Genomic DNA, 20,672 nt, shown 5'->3' with positions numbered 1-20,672 from the left:
AAAAAATTTTATTAATATTGACAATAAAGAAGCTAACAAGTTTTCATAGAAGGAATTGTTTATTTCCCGTTTCAGTCAGCAAATAAATGTGCTATCTGATAAAACAAGACGGAAATTCCCCATCCCAGTACAAGACTATAAGCTATAGAAAAAAAAGTCCATCCCCATGAATTCGTCTCCCTTCTTATTACTCCTATTACTGCAATGCAGGGGATATACAGTAATGTCATAATCATAAATGAGTAAGCAGAAAGCGGTGTCCAGTGCCGTGAAATTGCATTGCCAAGACCTGCTTTATCTACACCATAGATAACCCCAAGAGAACCAATAACTGCTTCTTTCGCAACAATGCCAAAGATTAGAGCTGCTGAAGCTTCCCAGGTACCGAACCCTGCCGGTCTTAATACAGGTGCAACAAACGAACCTATCTGACCAAGCAAGCTATCCTTGCTTCCATACTCGACTCCTATAGGCAAGTTTGATAAAGCCCAAATAATAATTACCGCCGTTATTATTATCGTTCCGGCTTTTTTAATAAAAGAGCTGCTTTTTCTCCACATATGCAGGAAAGTACTTTTCAATGTAGGGATTCTGTAAGGCGGAAGCTCCATTATAAAGAAGGATTTTTCACTTTTAAGAACAAAGCGTTTTAAAATAAATGCCATAAAAATTGCCAGAATTATCCCCAAAACATATAAAGAAAAAACTATCAATGTCTGATAACTTTTAAAAAATACATTGGCAAATAATATATAAATTGGAAGTTTTGCCGAACACGACATCAATGGGCTTATTAAAATGGTTGTTAGTCTGTCATTTCTATTTTCAAGAGTCCTTGTTGCCATTACTCCGGGCACATTACATCCAAATCCGATAAGAAGCGGAATAAATGCTTTTCCGTGGAGTCCCAGAATATGCATAAACCTGTCAATCACATATGCTGCTCTTGCCATATATCCGCTATCTTCCAATAATGAAATTGCCAGAAACAATAAAAGGATATTAGGCAGAAAGACAAGAACTGAACCTAATCCGCCGATTATGCCATCCGTAATCAAAGAAACAATCAGAGGATGGGTTCCTATATTCATTAAAAATGTTGTTGCAGCTTCACTGAACCATTCCAAAAAAGTTTTTAGCAACTCTGCCAATGGGTCACCAATCCTGAACGTTAATGCGAATATTCCAAACATCACAAGCAGGAAGATGGGAATCCCAAGAATTTTATGCGTAACTATTTTATCGAGCTTGTCAGAAAACGAGACATTATTTTTTAATTTATCTTTATAAGTTACTGAAGCTTTAATTAATTTTTTAATAAAATCATACCTGCTATCTGCCATCAGGAAAAAAACATCTTCGCCATAAGAATTTTCAATTTCCTCTATCATTTCATTTCTCTTGTTTATAACTATTGCCGGTGGAGTTTTTATTATCTGGTTTACAGTTTTGAAGTCACCTTCCATTAACTTGACGGCAACCCATCTTGCAGGAAAAGAATAAGTATCTTGCATATAATCTTTAATCATGGTTTCCAGGCAGTCAAGGCTGTTATTTATTTCGGGGCAATATTTAATTTTAAGCGTATGCACGGAACTGTTGTCTATATGTTCTTCCACTTTTTGCAGCAATTCTCTCATGCCGGTTCTTTTGGTGGCAATTGTTGCAACAACAGGAACTTTAAGCTTTTTACTGACTTTCCCGATATTGATATCAATTTTTTTTGTCTTGCATTCATCAATCATATTAAGCGCAATTATTACATTTAAACCCATTTCCAGAAGCTGTGTGGTAAGATAAAGATTGCGCTCAAGATTGCCTGAATCTATAATATTTATGACAACATCCGGCTTATTGAATAATAGATAATCTCTGGAAATTATTTCATCTTCAGACTGGGCATCAAGACCATAGATGCCGGGCAGATCAATTACTTTTATCTGTTTTTTATTGTAAGAAAGAATCCCCTCTTTTTTTTCTACAGTTACCCCCGGCCAGTTTCCGACATGTTGCCTTGAGCCGGTAAGGTTATTAAATATAACGGTTTTACCTGAGTTTGGATTACCAACAAGAGCGACGGTAAGCATTTTTTCTTTTTCGGCAATATCCAATTTATAACCTCCATTAAGTTAAGATTGCTTAACTTTATATTTTTAAAGAAATTTGTCAAGGCTATATGGAAAAATTGCTTATCGGGGTTTATTTCTCAGAATGCAGTTTTGTGCCGGCATAATAGTGCAGAATTTAAGACATTTTAAGATGCAATAAAATAATCCTCTTTTTATCATCAACGACCTTCATGAAAATACGAGTGTAAATGGATAACTTCTTTGCGAGCATTCTTCTTGCATCTGTAAAAAACATTCGCTCCTCAATCAGTGTTGTAGCAGTTTTTCTGGCAAACTCGACACTGTCATTAACATAAAAATGCATTAAGGCGTCTGTATTTCCGGTTTTCTTAACATACTTATTCGCATATTTAATGCCTGCTTCATTAACAGCGTCAAATATCAGCTCGGCTCCATTAAAGATATTTTTGAGGTTGAGAATAAACTGAATGATCTTATCCCCGGCAAAATACTGAAAAACACCGGAAGCAATAACCAAAGTGGGTATTGCTTTGTCAATATAATCAGTCCAAATAAGATCAAAAATATCTCCCTCAAGCAGTATATCATTTGAATGTTCGCCCAGCACTGAACGTCTGGTGGAGATTACTTCAGGCAGGTCAACTTCATAGAATATGGCATTTTGTTCATTCAGGCGGTAATATCCAGTCTCAAGTCCTGCTCCAAGATTGACAATATTGCATTGTTTGTGCTTTAAGCAAAATGCTTTTGTCATTTTATCAATATTATAATATCTGGCAACAGAAGCCATGAATGAGTATTCAGAGGATTTTTCCCGCATACTGTCGCCGGGGATATATTTTTCCAGCGATAAAGCTTTTTCATCAAAAAAATATTCCGGGTAATTTTTTGATACAAAAATACGCGCTTCCAAAGGAATAAATAATGTATCAGCTACACCTTGTAATGTATTCATAATTTTACCTTATTTTCTTTTTCACTCTTTCATGGTTAAGGGTACCGGCTATGTTCAACCTGTTCTGTTAATCCCTGAAAATACCAAAAACACCTTACATGCATCTTTTTTTATATAAACATTCTTCCTATCTGGAATACGAGAAACGAAACGACCCAGGCAAGAAGCAATGTAAATCCTATCTGGAACCACATTTCCTTCCATCCTGCTTCTCTTCTGAATACAGCCATGCCTGCCATGCATGGAAAATAAAGAAGGGAGAACAGCATAAAATTATAGCCGACCAGCGGGCTATACTCATTTGTAATATTGTTTTTTAAAGATTCAGATTCTTCATCCGCTTCCTGAATGCTGTAGAGTGTTCCCATTGTTGATACGACTACTTCTTTGGCAGCTATTCCTGAAATGGATGCTACGGCCAGTTTCCAGTCAAAGCCAAGAGGTTTGAAAACAGGTTCAATGAAGCGCCCTATTCGGCCTGCTGCAGAGTAAGAAAGCTGTTCCGAACTTTTCATAGCCTCTATTGCTGTTATTTTTTCCTGATATTCATCTTCCGTTATCTCATTTGACTCAAAAGACTGTTCCACGGATGCTATTTCTGCATTATAGTCCTTGGAGTAATTGTCTCCTATTATAGGAAATGTAAACAGTGCCCACATCAGTATGGATATGGCAAGTATTATTGTTCCTGCTTTTTTAAGATACAGCCATGTTCTTTCCCATGTATGAAGCAGTACGCTTTTGAAAGTCGGAAATCTATAGGGAGGTAATTCCATTACAAAGGGAGCCGGCTCTCCTTTGAAACGTGTAACTCTGAGTAGTTTTGCCATTAATATGGCTACGACTATTCCTATCACATAAATAGAAAAAATGACATTACCGGCTATTCTGGGGAAGAATGCCCCGACAAGGAGAATATATATTGGAAGTCTTGCTCCGCAACTCATAAAAGTATTTACATGCATCGTTACAAGCCTGTCTTTTTTGTCTTCAAGTATCCTTGAACCCATGTATGCCGGTATTGTGCATCCAAAACCGATAAGCATGGGGATGAAAGATTTTCCGTGAAGACCTATTCTGTGCATAAGCTGGTCCATTATGAAAGCCACTCTTGCCATATAACCGCTGTCTTCCAGAATGGCAATGCATAAGAATAATAATATTATATTAGGGGTAAAAACTACTACTCCGCCGACTCCACCGATTATACCATCTACTATCAGCGACTGTAATAATCCATCAGGCATAACACCTGAAACCAGGTCAGCTAATTTGGAAAACCCCATTTCAATCCAGTCCATAGGATATGCACCGACTTTAAATACGAACTGAAACATTGCCCACATAAGTAAAGCAAAAATCGGCAAGCCCGCTAATCTGTTTGTAAGCACCTTGTCGATTTTGTCGCTTGCAGAAATTTTTTCTTTTTCACTTTCCCGGTAAGTTTTTGCCAAGGCTCCTTTTATGAAACTGTATCTTGCATTTGCAATTACAGTTGAAGGATTATCATTTAATATTTTTTTTAAATGCTTAATTGATTGATTTACTTCTTTTTCGATTTCAGAATAGGATTCTCCGGTTTCTCTTTTTACTTTTTCCGCAACCTCACTGTCCTGCTCAAGCATTTTTAGCGCAATCCATCTCGAGCCCGGATTTTGTGCATCATTATTTTTTTCTTCGATAAAGCCGGATAATTTATATAGCTCACTCTCTATTTCTTCACCATATTTTATCCCTATCTTTTTCCTGTTTTTATTTTCCATATGGCTGATTACAGCATCCAGAATTTCTTTTGTTCCGATATTTTTATGTCCCACCGTCTTAACTATAGGAGAAGCCAATAGTCTGGATAATAAATCGATGTCAAAAACCTTTCCACTTGCTTTTGCCACATCGGACATATTAAAAGCCAGAACAAGCGGAATGCCAAGCTCCATAAGCTGAACATAAAGATACAGATTTCTTTCAAGATTGGATGCGTCTATAATGTCAACTATCATATCAGGGGTTTCATTGATTATGTAGTTTCTTGCAACCAATTCATCTTCTGAATAGGCTGTCAGGCTATAGGTTCCCGGCAGGTCTATCACATTTATCTTATAACCCTTATAGCTGACATTTCCATATTTTTTTTCTACAGTAACACCGGGATAGTTGCCTACATGCTGCCTGGACCCTGTTATGTTATTAAAAATTGTCGTTTTACCGGAATTAGGATTTCCGGCAAGTGCGATAGTTATCTCTTTTTGTTTCACATTTCCTCCAGTAATGCTGATTATTTAAAATTAATTTATTTATGTTTTAAATTGACTCAACTTCTATGTTTTTTGCTTCTTCCTTTCTTAAAGACAGATGATAGCCCTTGATTTTGATGTCAATCGGATCTCCAAGCGGGGCTACTCTTATTACTTCTATTTCTTCACCCCTCATGCAACCCATGTCAAGCAGTCTTGTGCATACTCTGTCATTTCCGACAATATTTATGATTCTGCATTTGTTTTTAGGTTTGATTTCGTTTAAAAACATTACTACTCCTTATATTGTTTTATGTTTTAAAAAGTTAGGTGCACTTAACTTTATATATAAAAAAATATACTTTCCAAAAAGCATTATTTATTTTCCTCCCTTACAAATATATCAGATGCTTCGGATTTTCTAAGGGTTAGCTTATATCCTTTAATCAGCACTTCCATAGGATCTCCAAGCGGGGCAGTACCAAGAATTTCTATATTGCTATTATTTACTATGCCCATTTCGGCAAATCTTTTTTTAACGGTACTTTTATTACCAATCTTAATGATTGTCCCCTTACTGCCTTTTTTCAGCTCATCCAATCTTTTTATTTTTATGGTATCAATAATTTCTTTGTCTCTGGTGCTTATATTTACTTTTCCAACATAATTATTGTCATTTAGCTCTTCGGCTTTTTCTATAAGCTCCGATATTTTATTTATTGTTGTTATGCTTAAAATATGTTCCATGAGGCATGCATCTTTTTCTGCAATCTTATTGTCAATATCCAGAATTTCAGTAAGAAATTTTTTTAAAATTTTGTGTTTATCCCTTATCTTTTTAGCTGCTTCTATTCCTGCGTGTGTCAAAGTAACGGGGCTGTAGCTCTCCTGGTTAGCCAGACCAAGTTTCTTTAGTTTTGTTATTGCCTGAGTAACGCTTGCTTTTGAAATTTTCAGCCTGTTTGCCACATCAGAAACTTTTATTATTTTCTTGCTATCTTGAATATCTAACATTATTTCCAGATAATCTTCTAATGAGGGGCTTAAAGAATTTGAATTATTCAAATATATTCCTTTCTAAATATATTCCTTTCTTATCATAGAAAATATTAGCTCTTTTTACCGAAATTAATTTTTAAAACTCATAAAAGGCCGATAAAAAATTTTAATAAAAGTTAAGCATGGCTAACATTATATTGTTTAAAAATTTTTGTCAAGTTTATATTTGAGACGTATAATTTGGCTTCAAATCATACTTACCGGGTCTTAACTAAATCTTAACCCGGTCGAATATTATTTTTGCAGTCTTTTCCGGGTCATGTCTTACAAATATGTCATTTAATGAGACATTTTCCCTGATAATATTAATTCTGTCGGGCAATTTATCGGTGTCATCAAAAACAACGTAGGAATTTTTTTCCGCATATCTTATAGCGGTTTCTTTGGGGATAAAGCCGGAGTTTACTATAAGGTAGTCAATATTGCATTTAAGATATCTTTCAATTTCATAAACATGATCCTTAACGGTAAAATTGTCTGTTTCTCCCGGCTGGGTCATTATATTACAGATATATATTTTTTTTGCTTTTGATTTGCTTATTGTTTTTGCTACGTTTTTTACGAGCAGGTTCGGAATTATACTTGAAAACAAACTGCCCGGTCCCAGAGCAATTATGTCTGCTTCTTTACAGGCTTTTAAAACCCCTGTATAAGCAGGAGGATTTGAAGGCTCAAGAAAAACTTCCCTGATAGTACCCGGGTAATCTGTTATTGTTGTCTGTCCAAGCACTTTTTTATCATCGTCAAATCTGGCACCCAGAACAACATTTTCCAATGTTGAAGGCAGAACCTTGCCTTTTATTGATAAAATTCTGCTGGCTTCCAGAATACCTTTTGAGAAACTTCCTGTAATATTTGTCATTGCTGCAATAAAAAGGTTTCCAAAAGGGTGACCCGATAAGTCAGATTTGCCCCTGAACCTGTATTGAAAAAGTTCAGAGAGAAGTGAATCTGACTTGGCAAGGGAAACAATACAATTTCTTATATCTCCGGGAGGAGGCATATTAAAATATTCTCTAAGCCGACCGGAACTTCCGCCGTCATCCGTTACAGTTACTATTGCGGTTATATTGCTTGTATATAGTTTTATTCCTCCAAGTAGGTTAGATAAACCTGTTCCTCCGCCTATTCCTACTATTCTTATATCTGTTTTCCCCATACCTGCTTATATTTCCTATAAAATATGGCAATGATTTTTCTTTTAATATTTTTATTTTATCATATACAATATATAAAAATATTAGCAAATAAATAAAATTCAGGTACAAAATTAATAAATTGATTGGAGTAAATTCATGAGAATTATAATCGAAGATGATTATGAGAAAATGAGCAAAGCTGCTGCAGATATCATTGCAGACATGATAAGGGCAAAACCTGATTGCGTTATTGGTCTTGCAACAGGCAGCACTCCCATAGGAACGTACAAAGAACTAGCCAGAATGCATAAGGAAGAAAATCTTGACTTTTCGGATGTAAAGACTTTTAACCTTGATGAATATCTTGGCATAGGAATGGAAATGTCCAAACCTTATGAAACCGACCAGAGCTATGCAAGATTTATGTATGAAGAACTGTTTAAGCATGTAAATTTAAAAAAGGAAAACATATATGTGCCGGACGGTTTGACAAAAGAACCTGAAAATTTTTGCTTATGGTACGAATCTGAAATAAAAAGGTGCGGCGGGATAGATATACAGTTGCTGGGAATAGGGGGAGACGGGCATTGGGCTTTTAATGAGCCCGGTTCATCTCTTGCTTCAAGAACAAGGGTACAGGCATTAAGCAGACAAACTCTGGAAGACAACTTTAATAGTTTTTACAGTAAAGCAAAAGTTAAAAAAGAAGATATGCCGCATTTTGCAATAACAATGGGTGTAGGAACCATTCTTGAGGCAAAACATGCATTAATGATTGTAAATGGGATAAATAAAGCAGGCATTGTGGCAGAAGCTTTAGAAGGATATATAACATCAAAAGTAACTGCAAGCGCAATACAGCTTCATCCGGGAAAAGTTACCGTTATTCTTGATAAGCCTGCGTCTTCAAAGCTGACGTGGAGTATTGAAAAAAACTGACATGAAGTATTGAAAAATAATAAACAAAGGTTTTAAAACCCTGCTAATGTTCCCGGACAAAACAGCATTTTATAAAATGCTGTTGATATCAGCCTGAATATTATTTTATTAAATTATATATTCAGAATTATAGATTCAGTAAATTCATAAGGATAATTCAAGGACAACAGGGCAATGGTCTGAGCCCATTACATCAGACATTATTCTGCAATTTTTTATACTTTTTGCCATATCTTTGCTGACAAAAAAATAATCCAGTCTCCAACCCACATTTCTTTCTCTTGATTTTGTCTTGTAATCCCACCATGTATAATTTCCGGGCTCATTATTAAACATTCTGAAAGCATCTATAAAGCCGGCTGATATCAACCTGTCTATCCATGCTCTTTCTTCAGGAAGGAAACCCGTATTTTTTTCGTTTTGCTTTGGTCTGGCAAGGTCTATAGGTTTGTGTGCGGTATTAATATCTCCTGTAATAATTATATTCCTGTTTTCCTTTAAAAGGTTTTCGATATGCAGTAAAAATCTGTCATAGAATTCAAGTTTATATGGAAGTCTTTTCTTTTCTCTTCCTCCATTGGGCATGTAAGTGTTAAAGATCATAAAATCTTTGTAATGGTGCCAAATTATGCGTCCCTCATCGTCAAAGCCGGTCCCATATTCTTCCGGCCTGATTTTTGAATAAATCCCGACCCCGCTGTATCCGGGTCTGGTTGCTGAAGAAAGATAAAGATTATATCCGCCGACATTTTTTAATTCATCCGGGATTTTATCTTCCTGGATTTTGGTTTCCTGGAGACAGATTATGTCAAAACTGTTTTTTCTTATGAAATCATCAAAGCCTTTTCGAAAAATTGCTCTAAGACCATTTACATTCCAGGAGACAATAGAGACGTATGATCCGGTTCTTTTCCTATTGCTGTTAATATATGCTTCATGATTGCTGTTATTAAAATTCATTTTCCTTGTGCCTGTATGCCGGACTGTCAGTATTCCGGTGATTATAAAATTAAAATTTAATCATAATTAGTATACAGTTAAACATATTTATATAATTAAAAGAACTTTAATTAAATTTGCAATTATGCGGAAAATTACGGAAGGAACATTTGATACAGGCAAGTTTCTTAAGATGACAGAGCTTTCAGACAAGGGAAACCAGGATTAGCATTCACATAAATTCCGGAATTTTATATTATCTTCTTCCTATGCAGTCTTTTCTGGGGCAGATATCACAGGCAACTCTTGTTTTATCTATTTCATCTGCCGGTCCGAATCCATATACACCTGAAGATGATTTGAAAGGGATCATAAGGTAGTTTTCGTTTAGCCGTACTCCTATTTTGCCGCCATCTATCATTGAAAATATTTCCGACTGCTCTTCTATAGTCCACTTATACTGTCCCGGGGAATAATTGCAGGTCGAACCCCATCCTTCTTTCCTGATCCCGTCTTTCTTTATTATCTCAGCGACATGGCTCCCCAAAACTGCAAGTAATTCAGTAGTCACTGCATCCATGACTATTGTAGCAAGCAGGTCCCCGCTGTCACTTATGTTTTTTATTATATCGTCTATCCTGTTTCCGAGAGTTGTCATAAAGATAATAGCCGTCCTGGAGCCTTTAAGTATTTTTGATATATTCGGCCCCTTAAAGACATTTCCTGATTTAAAATAAACATTATCTCCTTTGATTCTTTCAATTTCAAAATCTGAATAAACGGCTTTTGGCTCAATATTGTCAATGCAGACCGGTCTCCTTTCAGATAGCAGTTTTTCTATATGAGGATTCAGTCTTCCACCCAAAAGTTTTGTCAGAAATTCAGCACCTATTGATGTCGGGATTTCAAGTTTGATTTTATCAAGTGTTTTCAACATTTCTCAAATAAAATTCAAAAGCTCAATATAAATGATATAATTCCTATATAATCTTATATATTGGCAATAAATTTGTAAATGATATAAATTCCGGTTATCTTAAATTCCGTTCATTAAACAGAATTAAAATATAAAGATACTAAAAATATTAAAAATACCGATATTATATGTTTGGAAATAATTATTACGGATATACAAACAGCAATTATCAGAGAAAGATCTCCCGGGCATATTTTATCCTGATAATTATCAGTACGGTTTTTGGTCTTCAGACGATGAGTTCCTTTTTCTCTCTTCTTGTAAATTTCTTCCGTGAAAGGCCTGCAGTCAGTCTGTACCATGTTGCGATATATGCTTTTGCTGCTTTTGCCATTGTTTTTCCGGCGGGTTTTTTATTTAAATTTATAGAAAAAAGAAAATTATTCCTTATGCTGATTTTTGCTCTTTGTATTGCAAGATTTATAATCCAGACAAACAGAAAAGGACCTATATCTCTTTTTATTTCTGCTCTGGGAACAGCAATATGGATTGCAGTCATTATTTTCTTTATTTCACTTGTCCAGCAAAGAAAAATCAAACTGTTTTTCACTTTTTTCCCTGCGGTTTCCCTGGGTTTTGCCATAAACACTGCCATCAGCGGTCTTTTCGGGACATGGGATATGATGTGGAGGGGAGATAATTGGGTAATATTTTTTCTACTTTTGATCATTGCTGCACAGATAGTCCTTGCAATTATTGCAGGTAATGATTTAAGAACTGAATCGGAATTCAGCGATGGTTCGGGAGCTGTTTTCTATTCACTGATTTTTTTAATGCCGTTTATATTTTTACAGCTTTATCAGTTTCAAAATATAGCTGCGCTGAATGCCCGTGCAGGTTTGATAACTCGTCATTCCTTAAGCATTATAATTCTTTCAGATTTTCTGGCACTTCTCTTTGTTTATATTATCAAGGTAAAAAGAATAAGGATTATCTTAACAATAATTGCAGCTCTGGTTTTTACTTTGTCTTTCTGGCCTGAAACCGGCGGCATATTATATGTGCTTCAGGTTATTTTCGGCAATATTTCCGGGTGGTGGCTTATGCTTCTTCTTTTTAATAAGGCGGTATCACGCTCCTTTCGGAAAGTGCCATGGAAGAACAGCTCTGCCCTGGCGGCCAGCGGGATACTGCTGTTTATTTTTGCTTTTGTCTATTACGGGACATATGATATCAATCTCCCTCTGAAAAGCTGGATGATACCCGTTGCATCGGCACTGATTATTGCTGTTGCTTCGATAATTTCTGTATCTCCGGGAGCATCTCTTAAAAAAGAATCCTCCGGTGGAAGCCGGACAGGGCGGAGAATAAATTTTTATGAAAAGCTGCAGTCACTCAGGGCTGATTATTATAAATATGTTTCAGTACTGATAATGTTTCTGCTTTTCATATTCCCCATGGTTCTTTCCATTTCTGCCGAAAATAAGCCGGAAACAGGCATTCAGAGAGATTCTGTAAGAATTATGCATTACAATATTCATCAGGGATTTAATATTGACGGGTATCTTGATCTGGAGAGCATCGCCCGCGTAATTGAGCAGAATGGTGCAGATATTGTATGCCTTAATGAAGTATCGCGAGGCTGGCTTATAAACGGTTCCTGTGACAATTATCTGTGGCTTGCAGACAGATTAGGCATGGAATACAGGGTTTTTATGCCTGCATCAGACCTTATCTGGGGGAATGCAATTCTGAGCAGATATCCCCTGACAGTGATTAAAAGCGGATTTTTACCGAGGGAGAATGCTCCCCTGAGAAGGAGTTTTATTTTTACAGAAGCAGATCTTTCGGATATGGAGATTGAAAATATAAATATCATGAGCACCCACCTTCATCATGTCGGAAAAGACAGCCGGAAAAGACAGGCACAGGTAGATGCATTGCTGAAAGAGTGGGGAGGAAAAGAAAGAACCATAATCTGCGGTGATTTTAACGCTGTTACAGGAGACAGGGAAATTCAGATAATGGAAGAGGCCGGTCTTACAGATACCCAGCTTGCACTTGGAAAGCAGGATGAACTTACATGGATATATTATAAACCTTATGGCAGAATAGATTATATATGGGCAACACCGGATATCAGGATATCAGACCTGATGGTAACATACAGCAGAGCCTCCGACCATCTCCCCATATCCCTACTGTTCAGGTAGGAGAGATATAATCTGTCAATATTGCATAAGTGTTATTTAAAATTAAAATATTAGTGTCAGATTATGCGTCTCGTTGTATAATTTTTAAAAAAAGAAGAAAGATATTTAATGGCAGATAAAAAAAATGCAATCCGCATCGAGTATTTTTTAATGCTTATTGTTACTTTTTTTTGGGCTATAGGACATCCTCTTGGGAGGATAATTACACAGAAGCTTCATCCATTCCAGCTTTCTGCCATTACTCTGGTAACAGGATTTTTGACAATATTTATTTACCTTCTTTTTACAGGCCGGGTTAAACAACTGTTCAGACTTTCTTTTCGGGATATATCCATGTCTTTTGTGCTTGGTGTTTTGGGATTCTTTGTATATCAGATACTTACATTCAGCGCTCTTTCACGAATACCTGCTTCCATAAACGCAGTCCTGATATCAAACAATGTAGTATTTATTGCTATTCTTTCTGCTATTTTTCTTAAAGAAAAGATAAAGCTTATGACAATTTTTGGAATAATACTTGCTGCAGCTGGAGTGCTTCTTGTTACTTTTAACAGGGGGTTTTCTCTTGGAAGCACAGGCAGGATAGATTTTTTAGGCATATCATTTTCGCTTCTTGCAGCTCTTTCAACAGCTCTTTATTCTGTAATTGGTAAAAAAGTTCTCAGTTCAAACGACCCGTTGATAATAACAACTCTTGCATTATTCTTTGGTGCAGTCCTGCAGGTCATATTGACTGTTTTCACGGTCGGTTTTGCAGAAGTTGTAGTGGCAGGATGGCAGATAAACCTTCTAACCTTATTTCTGGGAATAAGCATGATAGGCATCTCTTATCCTCTATGGTTTGTATGCCTTAAAAGATTTCCGGTTTCCCAGATCTCAATATACATGTATCTTACACCGGTTTTCGGCGTAATCCTTTCGCTTATAATCCTTAATGAAAGATTCTCATGGTTGTTCTGGATTGGCGGCCTGCTCATACTTGCAGCAATAATCATAACTAATATTGCAAAAAGCAGAAGAAAAGAAACATAGGCATTTAAAATTTTTGTATGGAGCTCTCCGTATTTTCCCGATATAAATCATTTTAAAAGCAGGGATCTTCCTCTTTTCGGAAGCGGGTAAATTATATGTTCCTCTTTTCCCCATTTAGAAATATTGTTGTATAATATAAAATATTTTAAATCAAATTATTTCAGAATTAACAAAAATATTTTAAAAGGATTATGAAAAAAATATTTAAAGTCTTGGGAGTGGGGGAAATATTGTGGGATATGTTCCCAAGCGGCAAAAAACTGGGAGGAGCCCCTACAAATTTTGCTTATCATGTTTCAGCACTTGGCCACGAAGGAGTCATTGTCAGCAGAATAGGCAATGATGAATATGGCAGGGAAATCATAGAGCAGCTGATAAGTCTGGGACTTGCTACTGATTATGTTCAAATTGACGGGGATAAGGAAACAGGAGTAGTTGAAGTCCACATAGCCTCAGATAATCAGCCAAACTACATTATTAAAGAAGATGTTGCATGGGATTTTATTCAATGGGACAATAAGTTTGATGCTCTTCTTGAAACCACTGACGCTATTTGTTTCGGAACTCTTGCACAGCGAAGCAGGATTTCCAGAAATACCATAATAACCCTGCTTGAAAAAGCTAAAAGAGACACCATCAAAATTTATGATATCAACCTGAGACAGTCTTTTTATAACAAAGGCATAATTGCTGATTCATTAAAACTTGCAGATATTGTAAAGCTTAATGCCGATGAAATTAAGATTGTAGGGGATTTGCTAAATATAAATTCAAAATATAATGAAGAAGATTTATGCAGATATCTTATTGACGGCTATGATTTAAAATTAATCTGTCTTACAAAAGGAGAAGACGGAAGCACCTTGATTGACGGCCAGACTTCTTTTCACAGCCCTTCATTTCCCTATAAGCTGGCTGACAGGGTGGGAGCAGGAGATGCTTTCACGGCGGGCATGATAATAGGTTATCTTAATGAAGAACCTATTGATGTAATAAACACAAGAGCAAACAAGCTGGCTTCATGGGTTACCTCAAAACATGGGGGAACCCCTATATATGATTCTGAAATAAAAGGAATAATGAATCTTTAAAAAGAGGTTTTTGCCTGGAAGCAATGCCGGTAAGGGGAATTTAACTATCTGTATATTATTCCTGATTCTGCCCGGTTTTTCATTCTTCTGCAGAAAAGCAGTCACCTGATTTTTTAAGTTATAAAAGTGATGTCGAAGGAATTCTGAAATTTTCTGAAAACAAACTTATGTTTACTGATGCAGCTGCAAGGCCGGCGATAATTGTGGCGGGCATTAAAAAGCTTATGAGAATTTATATGGTTTAAATATTTGTGAACGGAGAATAAGAATGCTGAAAGAACTGGTCATCAAAAACAGATCATACAGACGTTTTTTCCAGAATGAAAAAATAAAAAGGGAAACACTGGCTGAACTTGTGAATCTTGCAAGGCTTACAGCTTCAGGCTCCAACAGACAGGTACTAAGATATTATTTGTCTAATGATGAAGATACAAATAATAAAATAAACAGCACCCTTGTCTGGGCAGGATACTTTAAAGGATGGATAAGCCCTCCCGAGGGAGAAAAGCCTTCCGCTTTTATAGTCATGCTCAGAGATACAAAGGCAGGGCAGGGGCTTGTTCAGGACGAGGGCATAGCTGCACAGACAATTTTACTGGGAGCAGCGGAAAAAGGTCTTGGCGGCTGCATGCTGGGCAATGTGGACAGGAAGAAATTGTCTGCGCTTATTAATATTCCGGACAGATACGAAGTCTGTCTTGTGCTGGCAGTCGGGAAACCCCGGGAAAAGGTAGTAATCGACGAAATAGATAAATTCGGAGATATTAAATATTACAGGGATGATCAGCAAACCCATCACGTTCCCAAGCGTAAGCTTGAAGATATAATAATTAATTAGACAGCTTGTGTTTACGGAATAATTTTAGAAACCCGAAGAACATTAATGCTATCCGGTATTGAATTTAAATTATCAATAATTAATATAAAAATAAATGATAGCCTGCATTCCCTGAAGGAAAATTTTAAGAAATAAATTTAAGAAATAAAATATAATCTGAATTATTCTCTCATTTTCTTGAATGCATTAATTAAGCCGTTGGTAGAACTGTCATGAGAATTTATTGTCTCTCTACCTTCAAGTTCCGGCAGTATTTTTTTTGCAAGAACCTTTCCAAGCTCAACACCCCACTGATCAAAACTAAAAATATTCCATATAAAACCCTGGACAAATATTTTGTGCTCATACATGGCAATCAGGCTTCCCAGAGTCCGGGGAGTCAGTTTTTTAAATAATATGGAGTTTGTAGGCCTGTCACCTTTGAAAATCTTAAAGGGAATTATCCTGTCAGTTTCCTCAGCGGAAATATTTAAAGCCTCAAGCTCTTTACGGACATCCGTGCTGCTTTTTCCATTCATAAGCGCCTCAGTTTGCGCAAAAAAGTTAGAAAGAAGAATGTCATGATGTCTGTCAATAGGATTATGGCTTATTGCAGGAGCAAGAAAATCACAGGGTATCATTTTTGTTCCCTGGTGGATAAGCTGATAGAAAGCATGCTGTCCGTTTGTGCCGGGTTCTCCCCAGATGACAGGACCTGTCTGATATGCGACATCCCTGCCATTACGATCAGCGCCTTTCCCATTGCTTTCCATGTCTGCCTGCTGAAGGTAAGCAGGAAAGCGATGAAGATACTGATCATAAGGCAGAACCGCATAAGTCTGGGCTCCAAAAAAATTATTGTACCAAATTCCGAGAAGGGCAAGAATTACAGGAATATTTTTATCGAAAGGCTCATTTCTGAAATGATTGTCCATATCAAAGGCTCCTTCAAGCAGTTCGGCAAAATTATCAAAACCCACAGAACATGCAATCGAAAGACCTATTGCCGACCACAGGGAATATCTGCCTCCGACCCAATCCCAGAAAACAAACATATTTTCAGGGTCTATGCCGAATTTTTCAACCTCTTTTGTGTTTGTGGAAATAGCTATGAAATGTTTCTTTACATATTCTTCATTTTTTACGTTTTCAAGGAACCATTTTTTTGCGGTAAGTGCATTTGTCATTGTCTCCTGTGTGGTAAAAGTCTTTGAGGAAATCATAAAAAGCGCCGTTTCACTGTCCAGTTTCTTTAATGTTTCAGTTATCTGAGTCCCGTCAATATTTGAAACGAAATGAGTGTTGATATCTCCGGCTTTATAAGGTTTTAATGCTTCGGTAACCATGACAGGCCCCAGATCAGAGCCGCCTATCCCTATGTTTATTATATCCTTTATTCTCTTTCCGCTGTATCCTTTCCATTTGCCTGAAATAATACTGCTTGAAAAAGATTTCATTTTCTCAAGCACCATACGGATATCAGGCATTATATCTCTGCCATCCACAAAAACAGGAGAGCATGATCTGTTTCTGAGTGCGGTATGAAGCACCGGTCTTTTTTCAGTTTCATTTATTCTGTCGCCGTTAAAAAGTTTGTCTATTGCATCTTTCAGGCCAAGTTCTTCAGCAAGAGCGGTTAAAAGAGAAACTGTTTTTTCGTTGATTTTGTTTTTTGAATAATCAAGCAGAATATCTGCAAACCTTATTGAAAATCTTGAAAATCTTTTGCTGTCTTCTGCAAACAAATCTTTTAAAGCCACTTCTTTTATTTCGCGAAAGTGGCTCTCCAGCTGTTTCCAGCTCCTGGATTCTGTGGGATTATTTTTTAAAAGCATTTCCCTGGCCTCCGTATCTGTATTAAATAAAAAAATTCATATAATGCTGTATTAAATAAGAAATATTAAACCAAATATTGATTTTTATTAATTATGCCTGATTTTATTTTTAACATAAAATACATTCTATTGTTATAATAATACCTAAAAGTTTTTACTTTAAAAATATTGATTATTAACTACAAGGAGAACATTATGCAAAACATAACAGTTCTTGGTGCAGGCTATATGGGAAGTGCCATAACTTTTCCTTTATCCGATAATGGCAACAAAGTCAATCTCTGGGGGACGTGGCTTGACGATGAAATAATTGAATCATCTCTCAAAGGCTTTCATCCCAGACTTAAAAAACCATTACCTGAAAATGTCAATCTTTATTACTGGCAGGATATTAAACCTGCCGTGGAAGAATCGGATGTCATTTTTATAGGGGTTGCAAGTGAAGGATTTGTAAATGTCTTCAAGTTGCTTCTGGATAACTTAAATCCTGAAAAAGATTATTATTTCTTCAAGCTTACAAAAGGTCTTGTTGAATATAATAATAAAGTAAGCCGGGCTACCGAAGCTGCCCGTGATATGTTTGGCACAAAATTTCCGGGCAGGGATTTTAACTGGACTTCAATCGGCGGTCCGGTAAGGGCACTTGACCTGTCGGAAAGAACGCCTACTGCATCCATGTATGGGATTTCAAATGAGAAAATAAAAAAATTAATCCCGGATTTTTCAACTGAATACTATAGGATTTTTCCGAATAATGATGTGAAGGGAACCGAAATATGCTCAATGCTTAAAAATATCTATGCGGTTTCAGCAGGAGTCTGTGACGGTATTTACAAAAAAGAAAAAGAAGGAAAGTACTTTAATCTTCTTTCATTTCTTTTTAACCAGGCAATCAGGGAAATGAGCAAAGTCATCAACATCGCAGGTTGCAGTCAGGAAACCATACATGATCTTGCAGGTGTGGGAGATCTTCATGTGACATCAGTAGCCGGAAGAAACAGGAAGTTCGGCGAACTTATCGGAAAAGGAATACCCGGGGAAGAAGCTTTCAGGCAGATGGCAAAAGACGGTGAATATGCAGAAGGCTATTTTGCTCTCAAGCTTGTTATCCCCTGGCTTGCCCAGTCTGCCACAAAAGAGATGATAGACGACTTTATAGAAAAGGAACTTCCTCTTTTGCATACATTAAGAAGCATCATGATTGAGGGCGCAAAACCTGATGAACAGCTTAAAAAAATGATACTTAAACTAGGTTACTGAATTACAAAATGATCTGGCAGAATCTTGAAAAAGTATATTGGAAACAGAATATTAAAGCCAAGATATTTAAATCATTATATTAAAACTTATACTTAAAACAGGAGATATTATGAAAAAAAAGTATATTCTGGCAATCGATCAGGGAACTTCAGGCTCAAGAGTCATTTTGTTTGATTATCACGGAAGAGTTCTTCAATGCGCACACAGGGAGTTGAAGCAGTTCTTTCCCAATCCCGGATGGGTAGAACATGACCCGTATGAATATATAGATACTATTCTTGAATGCCTGAAAGAAGTAGTTGAAAAATCAGGAATTGATGTTTTAGACATAGCTTCCATAGGCATTGCAAATCAGAGGGAAACGGTCATATTGTGGGACAAAGAGACAGGAAAGCCTGTATATAATGCGATTGTATGGCAGTGCCGGAGAACCGCTGACTACTGCAGTTCGCTTAAGGAGGCCGGGTATAATGAACTTATTAATGCAAAAACCGGCCTTGTAATAGATGCTTATTTTTCAGCCACCAAAATAAAATGGATAATAGATAATGTGGAAGGTGTTAAAGAAAAAGTGAAGCAGGGCAGAATATTTGCCGGCAATTCTGATTCATGGATAATGTGGAATCTGAGCAAAGGGAAGTATCATGTCACGGATTACTCAAATGCTTCAAGGACACTTTTACTGAATATAAATACCCTTAAGTGGGATGATGAGCTTTTAAAGCTTTTTAACATATCTGCAGATATTCTGCCGGAGCTTAAAGACAGTTCAGGGATAATGGCTTATACTGATAAAAGTATCCTGGGGGTCGAAATCCCCATTGCAGGAGATGCAGGAGATCAGCAGGCTGCGTTATTCGGACAGGCGTGCTTCCGCCCCGGCATGGCAAAAAATACTTATGGAACTGCTCTTGCAGTAATGATGAACATCGGAGAAAAACCAATAAAATCAGAGAACGGTTTGCTGACTGACCTTGCATGGGTCATAAACGGAAAAGCTACTTATGCATTTGAAGGAATAATATTTAACGGGGGTTCAACCATACAATGGCTGAGGGATGGAATAAAGATAATCAAAGACGCCGGAGAATGCGACATACTTTCAGAAAAAGTGGAAGATACCGGAAATGTCTATCTTGTTCCGGCATTTACGGGACTTTGTGTTCCTTACTGGGATATGTATGCAAGAGGCATAATCGTAGGAATTACCCGGGGGACTAACAGGGAACATATTTGCAGAGCCGCAGAAGAAGCTATAGCATACCAGACTGCCGATGCCTTATATGCCATGATTTCGGATTCCTCAATCGATATTCTGTCAATGAGAGTAGACGGCGGTGCAACAAAAAGCGATTTCCTGCTGCAGTTTCAGTCGGATATTTTAGGCATTACAATCGAGCGTCCGAAAATAACCGAGATGACTGCTCTGGGAGCGGCTTATCTTGCAGGACTGGGAGTCGGATTCTGGAGTGATATGGAAGAACTGGAAAAACAATGGGAGATAGATAAGGTTTACAAACCTTCAATGGATGATGAAAAAAGAAAAGAGCTTTATGACGGCTGGAAAAATGCTGTCCAGAGATCGCTTGCCTGGGCAAAATAATAATTAGCAGTATTTTTAAATAATTAGAAATATTTTTAAAAAATTTATGAAAATGTATTGACAACAACAAATAACTTTGATATATTGAACTCCTCTTCAAATGGAGGAAAGATTTAGAAGAAGCTAGGCTTGCGGACGAAAGAAAGTAAGAGTAGAAAATTCAAAATCGATCCGGTGATATTTAAAGAGGGACCCTGAGATGTTAAGTAGCCTAAGGTCGCAAGACTATGGTAAAAGATAACTTAGGGTTTATTTTTTTGTCCCTGAGATGTATAATCCGGCACCCTGTATAGCAGTAAGCAGGTTTTAGTCAAACTCCTTTAGCAAATTGTGCCCGGGTTATAAACAAGTTCTTTTCATAACTTCAATCTGCTAATAGCTTCAATCAGGCCTTTCTCAAATCAGGTTTTTCTTCAACCGGGCCATAACAATAACCGGATCCCTCAAAATTTTAGAGACTGCCTCTTATTAATTAGCAAATAGTATTTGATAGTAATTTTATTTTATATTAGATAATTATTAATATTGTAAATAAATAGTTTATTAATAT

Annotated in this window: 17 protein-coding genes; 7 read left to right on the top strand and 10 right to left on the bottom strand. The window is 36.7% G+C overall.

Features of this window, described 5'->3' with window-relative positions:
• Window positions 1–71: 71 nt before the first annotated feature.
• From feoB (GXZ93_06820) to GXZ93_06795, 6 genes are all read right to left on the bottom strand, one after another.
• A complete protein-coding gene (gene feoB, locus GXZ93_06820; protein HHT79484.1) occupies window positions 72–2,087 on the bottom strand; it encodes a ferrous iron transport protein B in 2,016 nt (671 codons plus the stop codon).
• 157 nt (window positions 2,088–2,244) lie between these two features.
• Window positions 2,245–3,045, bottom strand: coding sequence for a class I SAM-dependent methyltransferase (locus tag GXZ93_06815; protein HHT79483.1), 801 nt, complete (start codon window positions 3,043–3,045; stop codon window positions 2,245–2,247).
• 110 nt (window positions 3,046–3,155) lie between these two features.
• Window positions 3,156–5,300, bottom strand: a complete 2,145-nt coding sequence (gene feoB / locus GXZ93_06810; GenBank protein HHT79482.1) for a ferrous iron transport protein B — start codon at window positions 5,298–5,300, stop codon at window positions 3,156–3,158.
• A 46-nt stretch (window positions 5,301–5,346) separates the two neighbouring features.
• A complete protein-coding gene (locus GXZ93_06805; GenBank protein ID HHT79481.1) occupies window positions 5,347–5,571 on the bottom strand; it encodes a ferrous iron transport protein A in 225 nt (74 codons plus the stop codon).
• 83 nt (window positions 5,572–5,654) lie between these two features.
• A complete protein-coding gene (locus tag GXZ93_06800; protein HHT79480.1) occupies window positions 5,655–6,344 on the bottom strand; it encodes a metal-dependent transcriptional regulator in 690 nt (229 codons plus the stop codon).
• A 205-nt stretch (window positions 6,345–6,549) separates the two neighbouring features.
• Entirely contained in the window at window positions 6,550–7,497 is a 948-nt protein-coding gene (locus tag GXZ93_06795) for a YvcK family protein (GenBank protein ID HHT79479.1), read from the bottom strand.
• 136 nt (window positions 7,498–7,633) lie between these two features.
• Between GXZ93_06795 and nagB the strand changes: the two genes are divergently transcribed.
• A complete protein-coding gene (gene nagB / locus GXZ93_06790; protein HHT79478.1) occupies window positions 7,634–8,416 on the top strand; it encodes a glucosamine-6-phosphate deaminase in 783 nt (260 codons plus the stop codon).
• Between the two features lie 144 nt (window positions 8,417–8,560).
• On the opposite strand, the gene xth is transcribed toward nagB, so the two are convergent.
• The 3 genes from xth to GXZ93_06775 form a co-directional block, all read right to left on the bottom strand.
• Window positions 8,561–9,376: an exodeoxyribonuclease III gene (gene xth / locus GXZ93_06785; protein ID HHT79477.1), complete on the bottom strand. Its 816-nt coding sequence runs from the start codon at window positions 9,374–9,376 to the stop codon at window positions 8,561–8,563.
• 235 nt (window positions 9,377–9,611) lie between these two features.
• Window positions 9,612–10,289 carry a hypothetical protein gene (locus tag GXZ93_06780; GenBank protein HHT79476.1) on the bottom strand — a complete coding sequence of 226 codons (678 nt, stop codon included), beginning with the start codon at window positions 10,287–10,289 and terminating at the stop codon, window positions 9,612–9,614.
• A 271-nt stretch (window positions 10,290–10,560) separates the two neighbouring features.
• A complete protein-coding gene (locus tag GXZ93_06775) occupies window positions 10,561–10,914 on the bottom strand; it encodes a hypothetical protein (GenBank protein ID HHT79475.1) in 354 nt (117 codons plus the stop codon).
• Window positions 10,915–10,951: 37 nt separating this feature from the next.
• Here GXZ93_06775 and GXZ93_06770 point away from each other — a divergent pair, with 37 nt between their 5' ends.
• The 4 genes from GXZ93_06770 to GXZ93_06755 all read left to right on the top strand — a co-directional run bounded on the left by GXZ93_06770 (window position 10,952) and on the right by GXZ93_06755 (window position 15,445).
• The gene (locus GXZ93_06770) at window positions 10,952–12,484 is read left to right on the top strand and encodes a hypothetical protein (protein HHT79474.1); all 1,533 of its coding nucleotides are present in this window, start codon (window positions 10,952–10,954) and stop codon (window positions 12,482–12,484) included.
• 108 nt (window positions 12,485–12,592) lie between these two features.
• Window positions 12,593–13,516 (top strand): DMT family transporter, encoded by a 924-nt coding sequence (locus tag GXZ93_06765; protein HHT79473.1) that lies wholly within the window; start codon window positions 12,593–12,595, stop codon window positions 13,514–13,516.
• 191 nt (window positions 13,517–13,707) lie between these two features.
• Complete coding sequence (locus GXZ93_06760) at window positions 13,708–14,607, top strand: carbohydrate kinase (protein HHT79472.1); 900 nt, start codon at window positions 13,708–13,710, stop codon at window positions 14,605–14,607.
• A 268-nt stretch (window positions 14,608–14,875) separates the two neighbouring features.
• Window positions 14,876–15,445: a nitroreductase family protein gene (locus GXZ93_06755; protein ID HHT79471.1), complete on the top strand. Its 570-nt coding sequence runs from the start codon at window positions 14,876–14,878 to the stop codon at window positions 15,443–15,445.
• Window positions 15,446–15,606: 161 nt separating this feature from the next.
• On the opposite strand, the gene pgi is transcribed toward GXZ93_06755, so the two are convergent.
• Window positions 15,607–17,259, bottom strand: a complete 1,653-nt coding sequence (gene pgi / locus GXZ93_06750) for a glucose-6-phosphate isomerase (GenBank protein ID HHT79470.1) — start codon at window positions 17,257–17,259, stop codon at window positions 15,607–15,609.
• Between the two features lie 195 nt (window positions 17,260–17,454).
• Between pgi and GXZ93_06745 the strand changes: the two genes are divergently transcribed.
• Together GXZ93_06745 and glpK are read left to right on the top strand one after the other, a co-directional pair.
• Complete coding sequence (locus GXZ93_06745; protein HHT79469.1) at window positions 17,455–18,519, top strand: hypothetical protein; 1,065 nt, start codon at window positions 17,455–17,457, stop codon at window positions 18,517–18,519.
• A gap of 109 nt (window positions 18,520–18,628) precedes the next feature.
• Window positions 18,629–20,122 carry a glycerol kinase GlpK gene (gene glpK, locus GXZ93_06740; protein HHT79468.1) on the top strand — a complete coding sequence of 498 codons (1,494 nt, stop codon included), beginning with the start codon at window positions 18,629–18,631 and terminating at the stop codon, window positions 20,120–20,122.
• Window positions 20,123–20,672 lie beyond the last annotated feature (550 nt).

The sequence above is a fragment of the Actinomycetota bacterium genome (assembly GCA_012837825.1).
In the GTDB taxonomy this organism is placed as follows: Bacteria; Actinomycetota; Humimicrobiia; order Humimicrobiales; family Humimicrobiaceae; genus Humimicrobium.
Note: the sequence above shows the minus strand (reverse complement) of the source record. Positions and strands in the feature narration are given on the sequence as shown.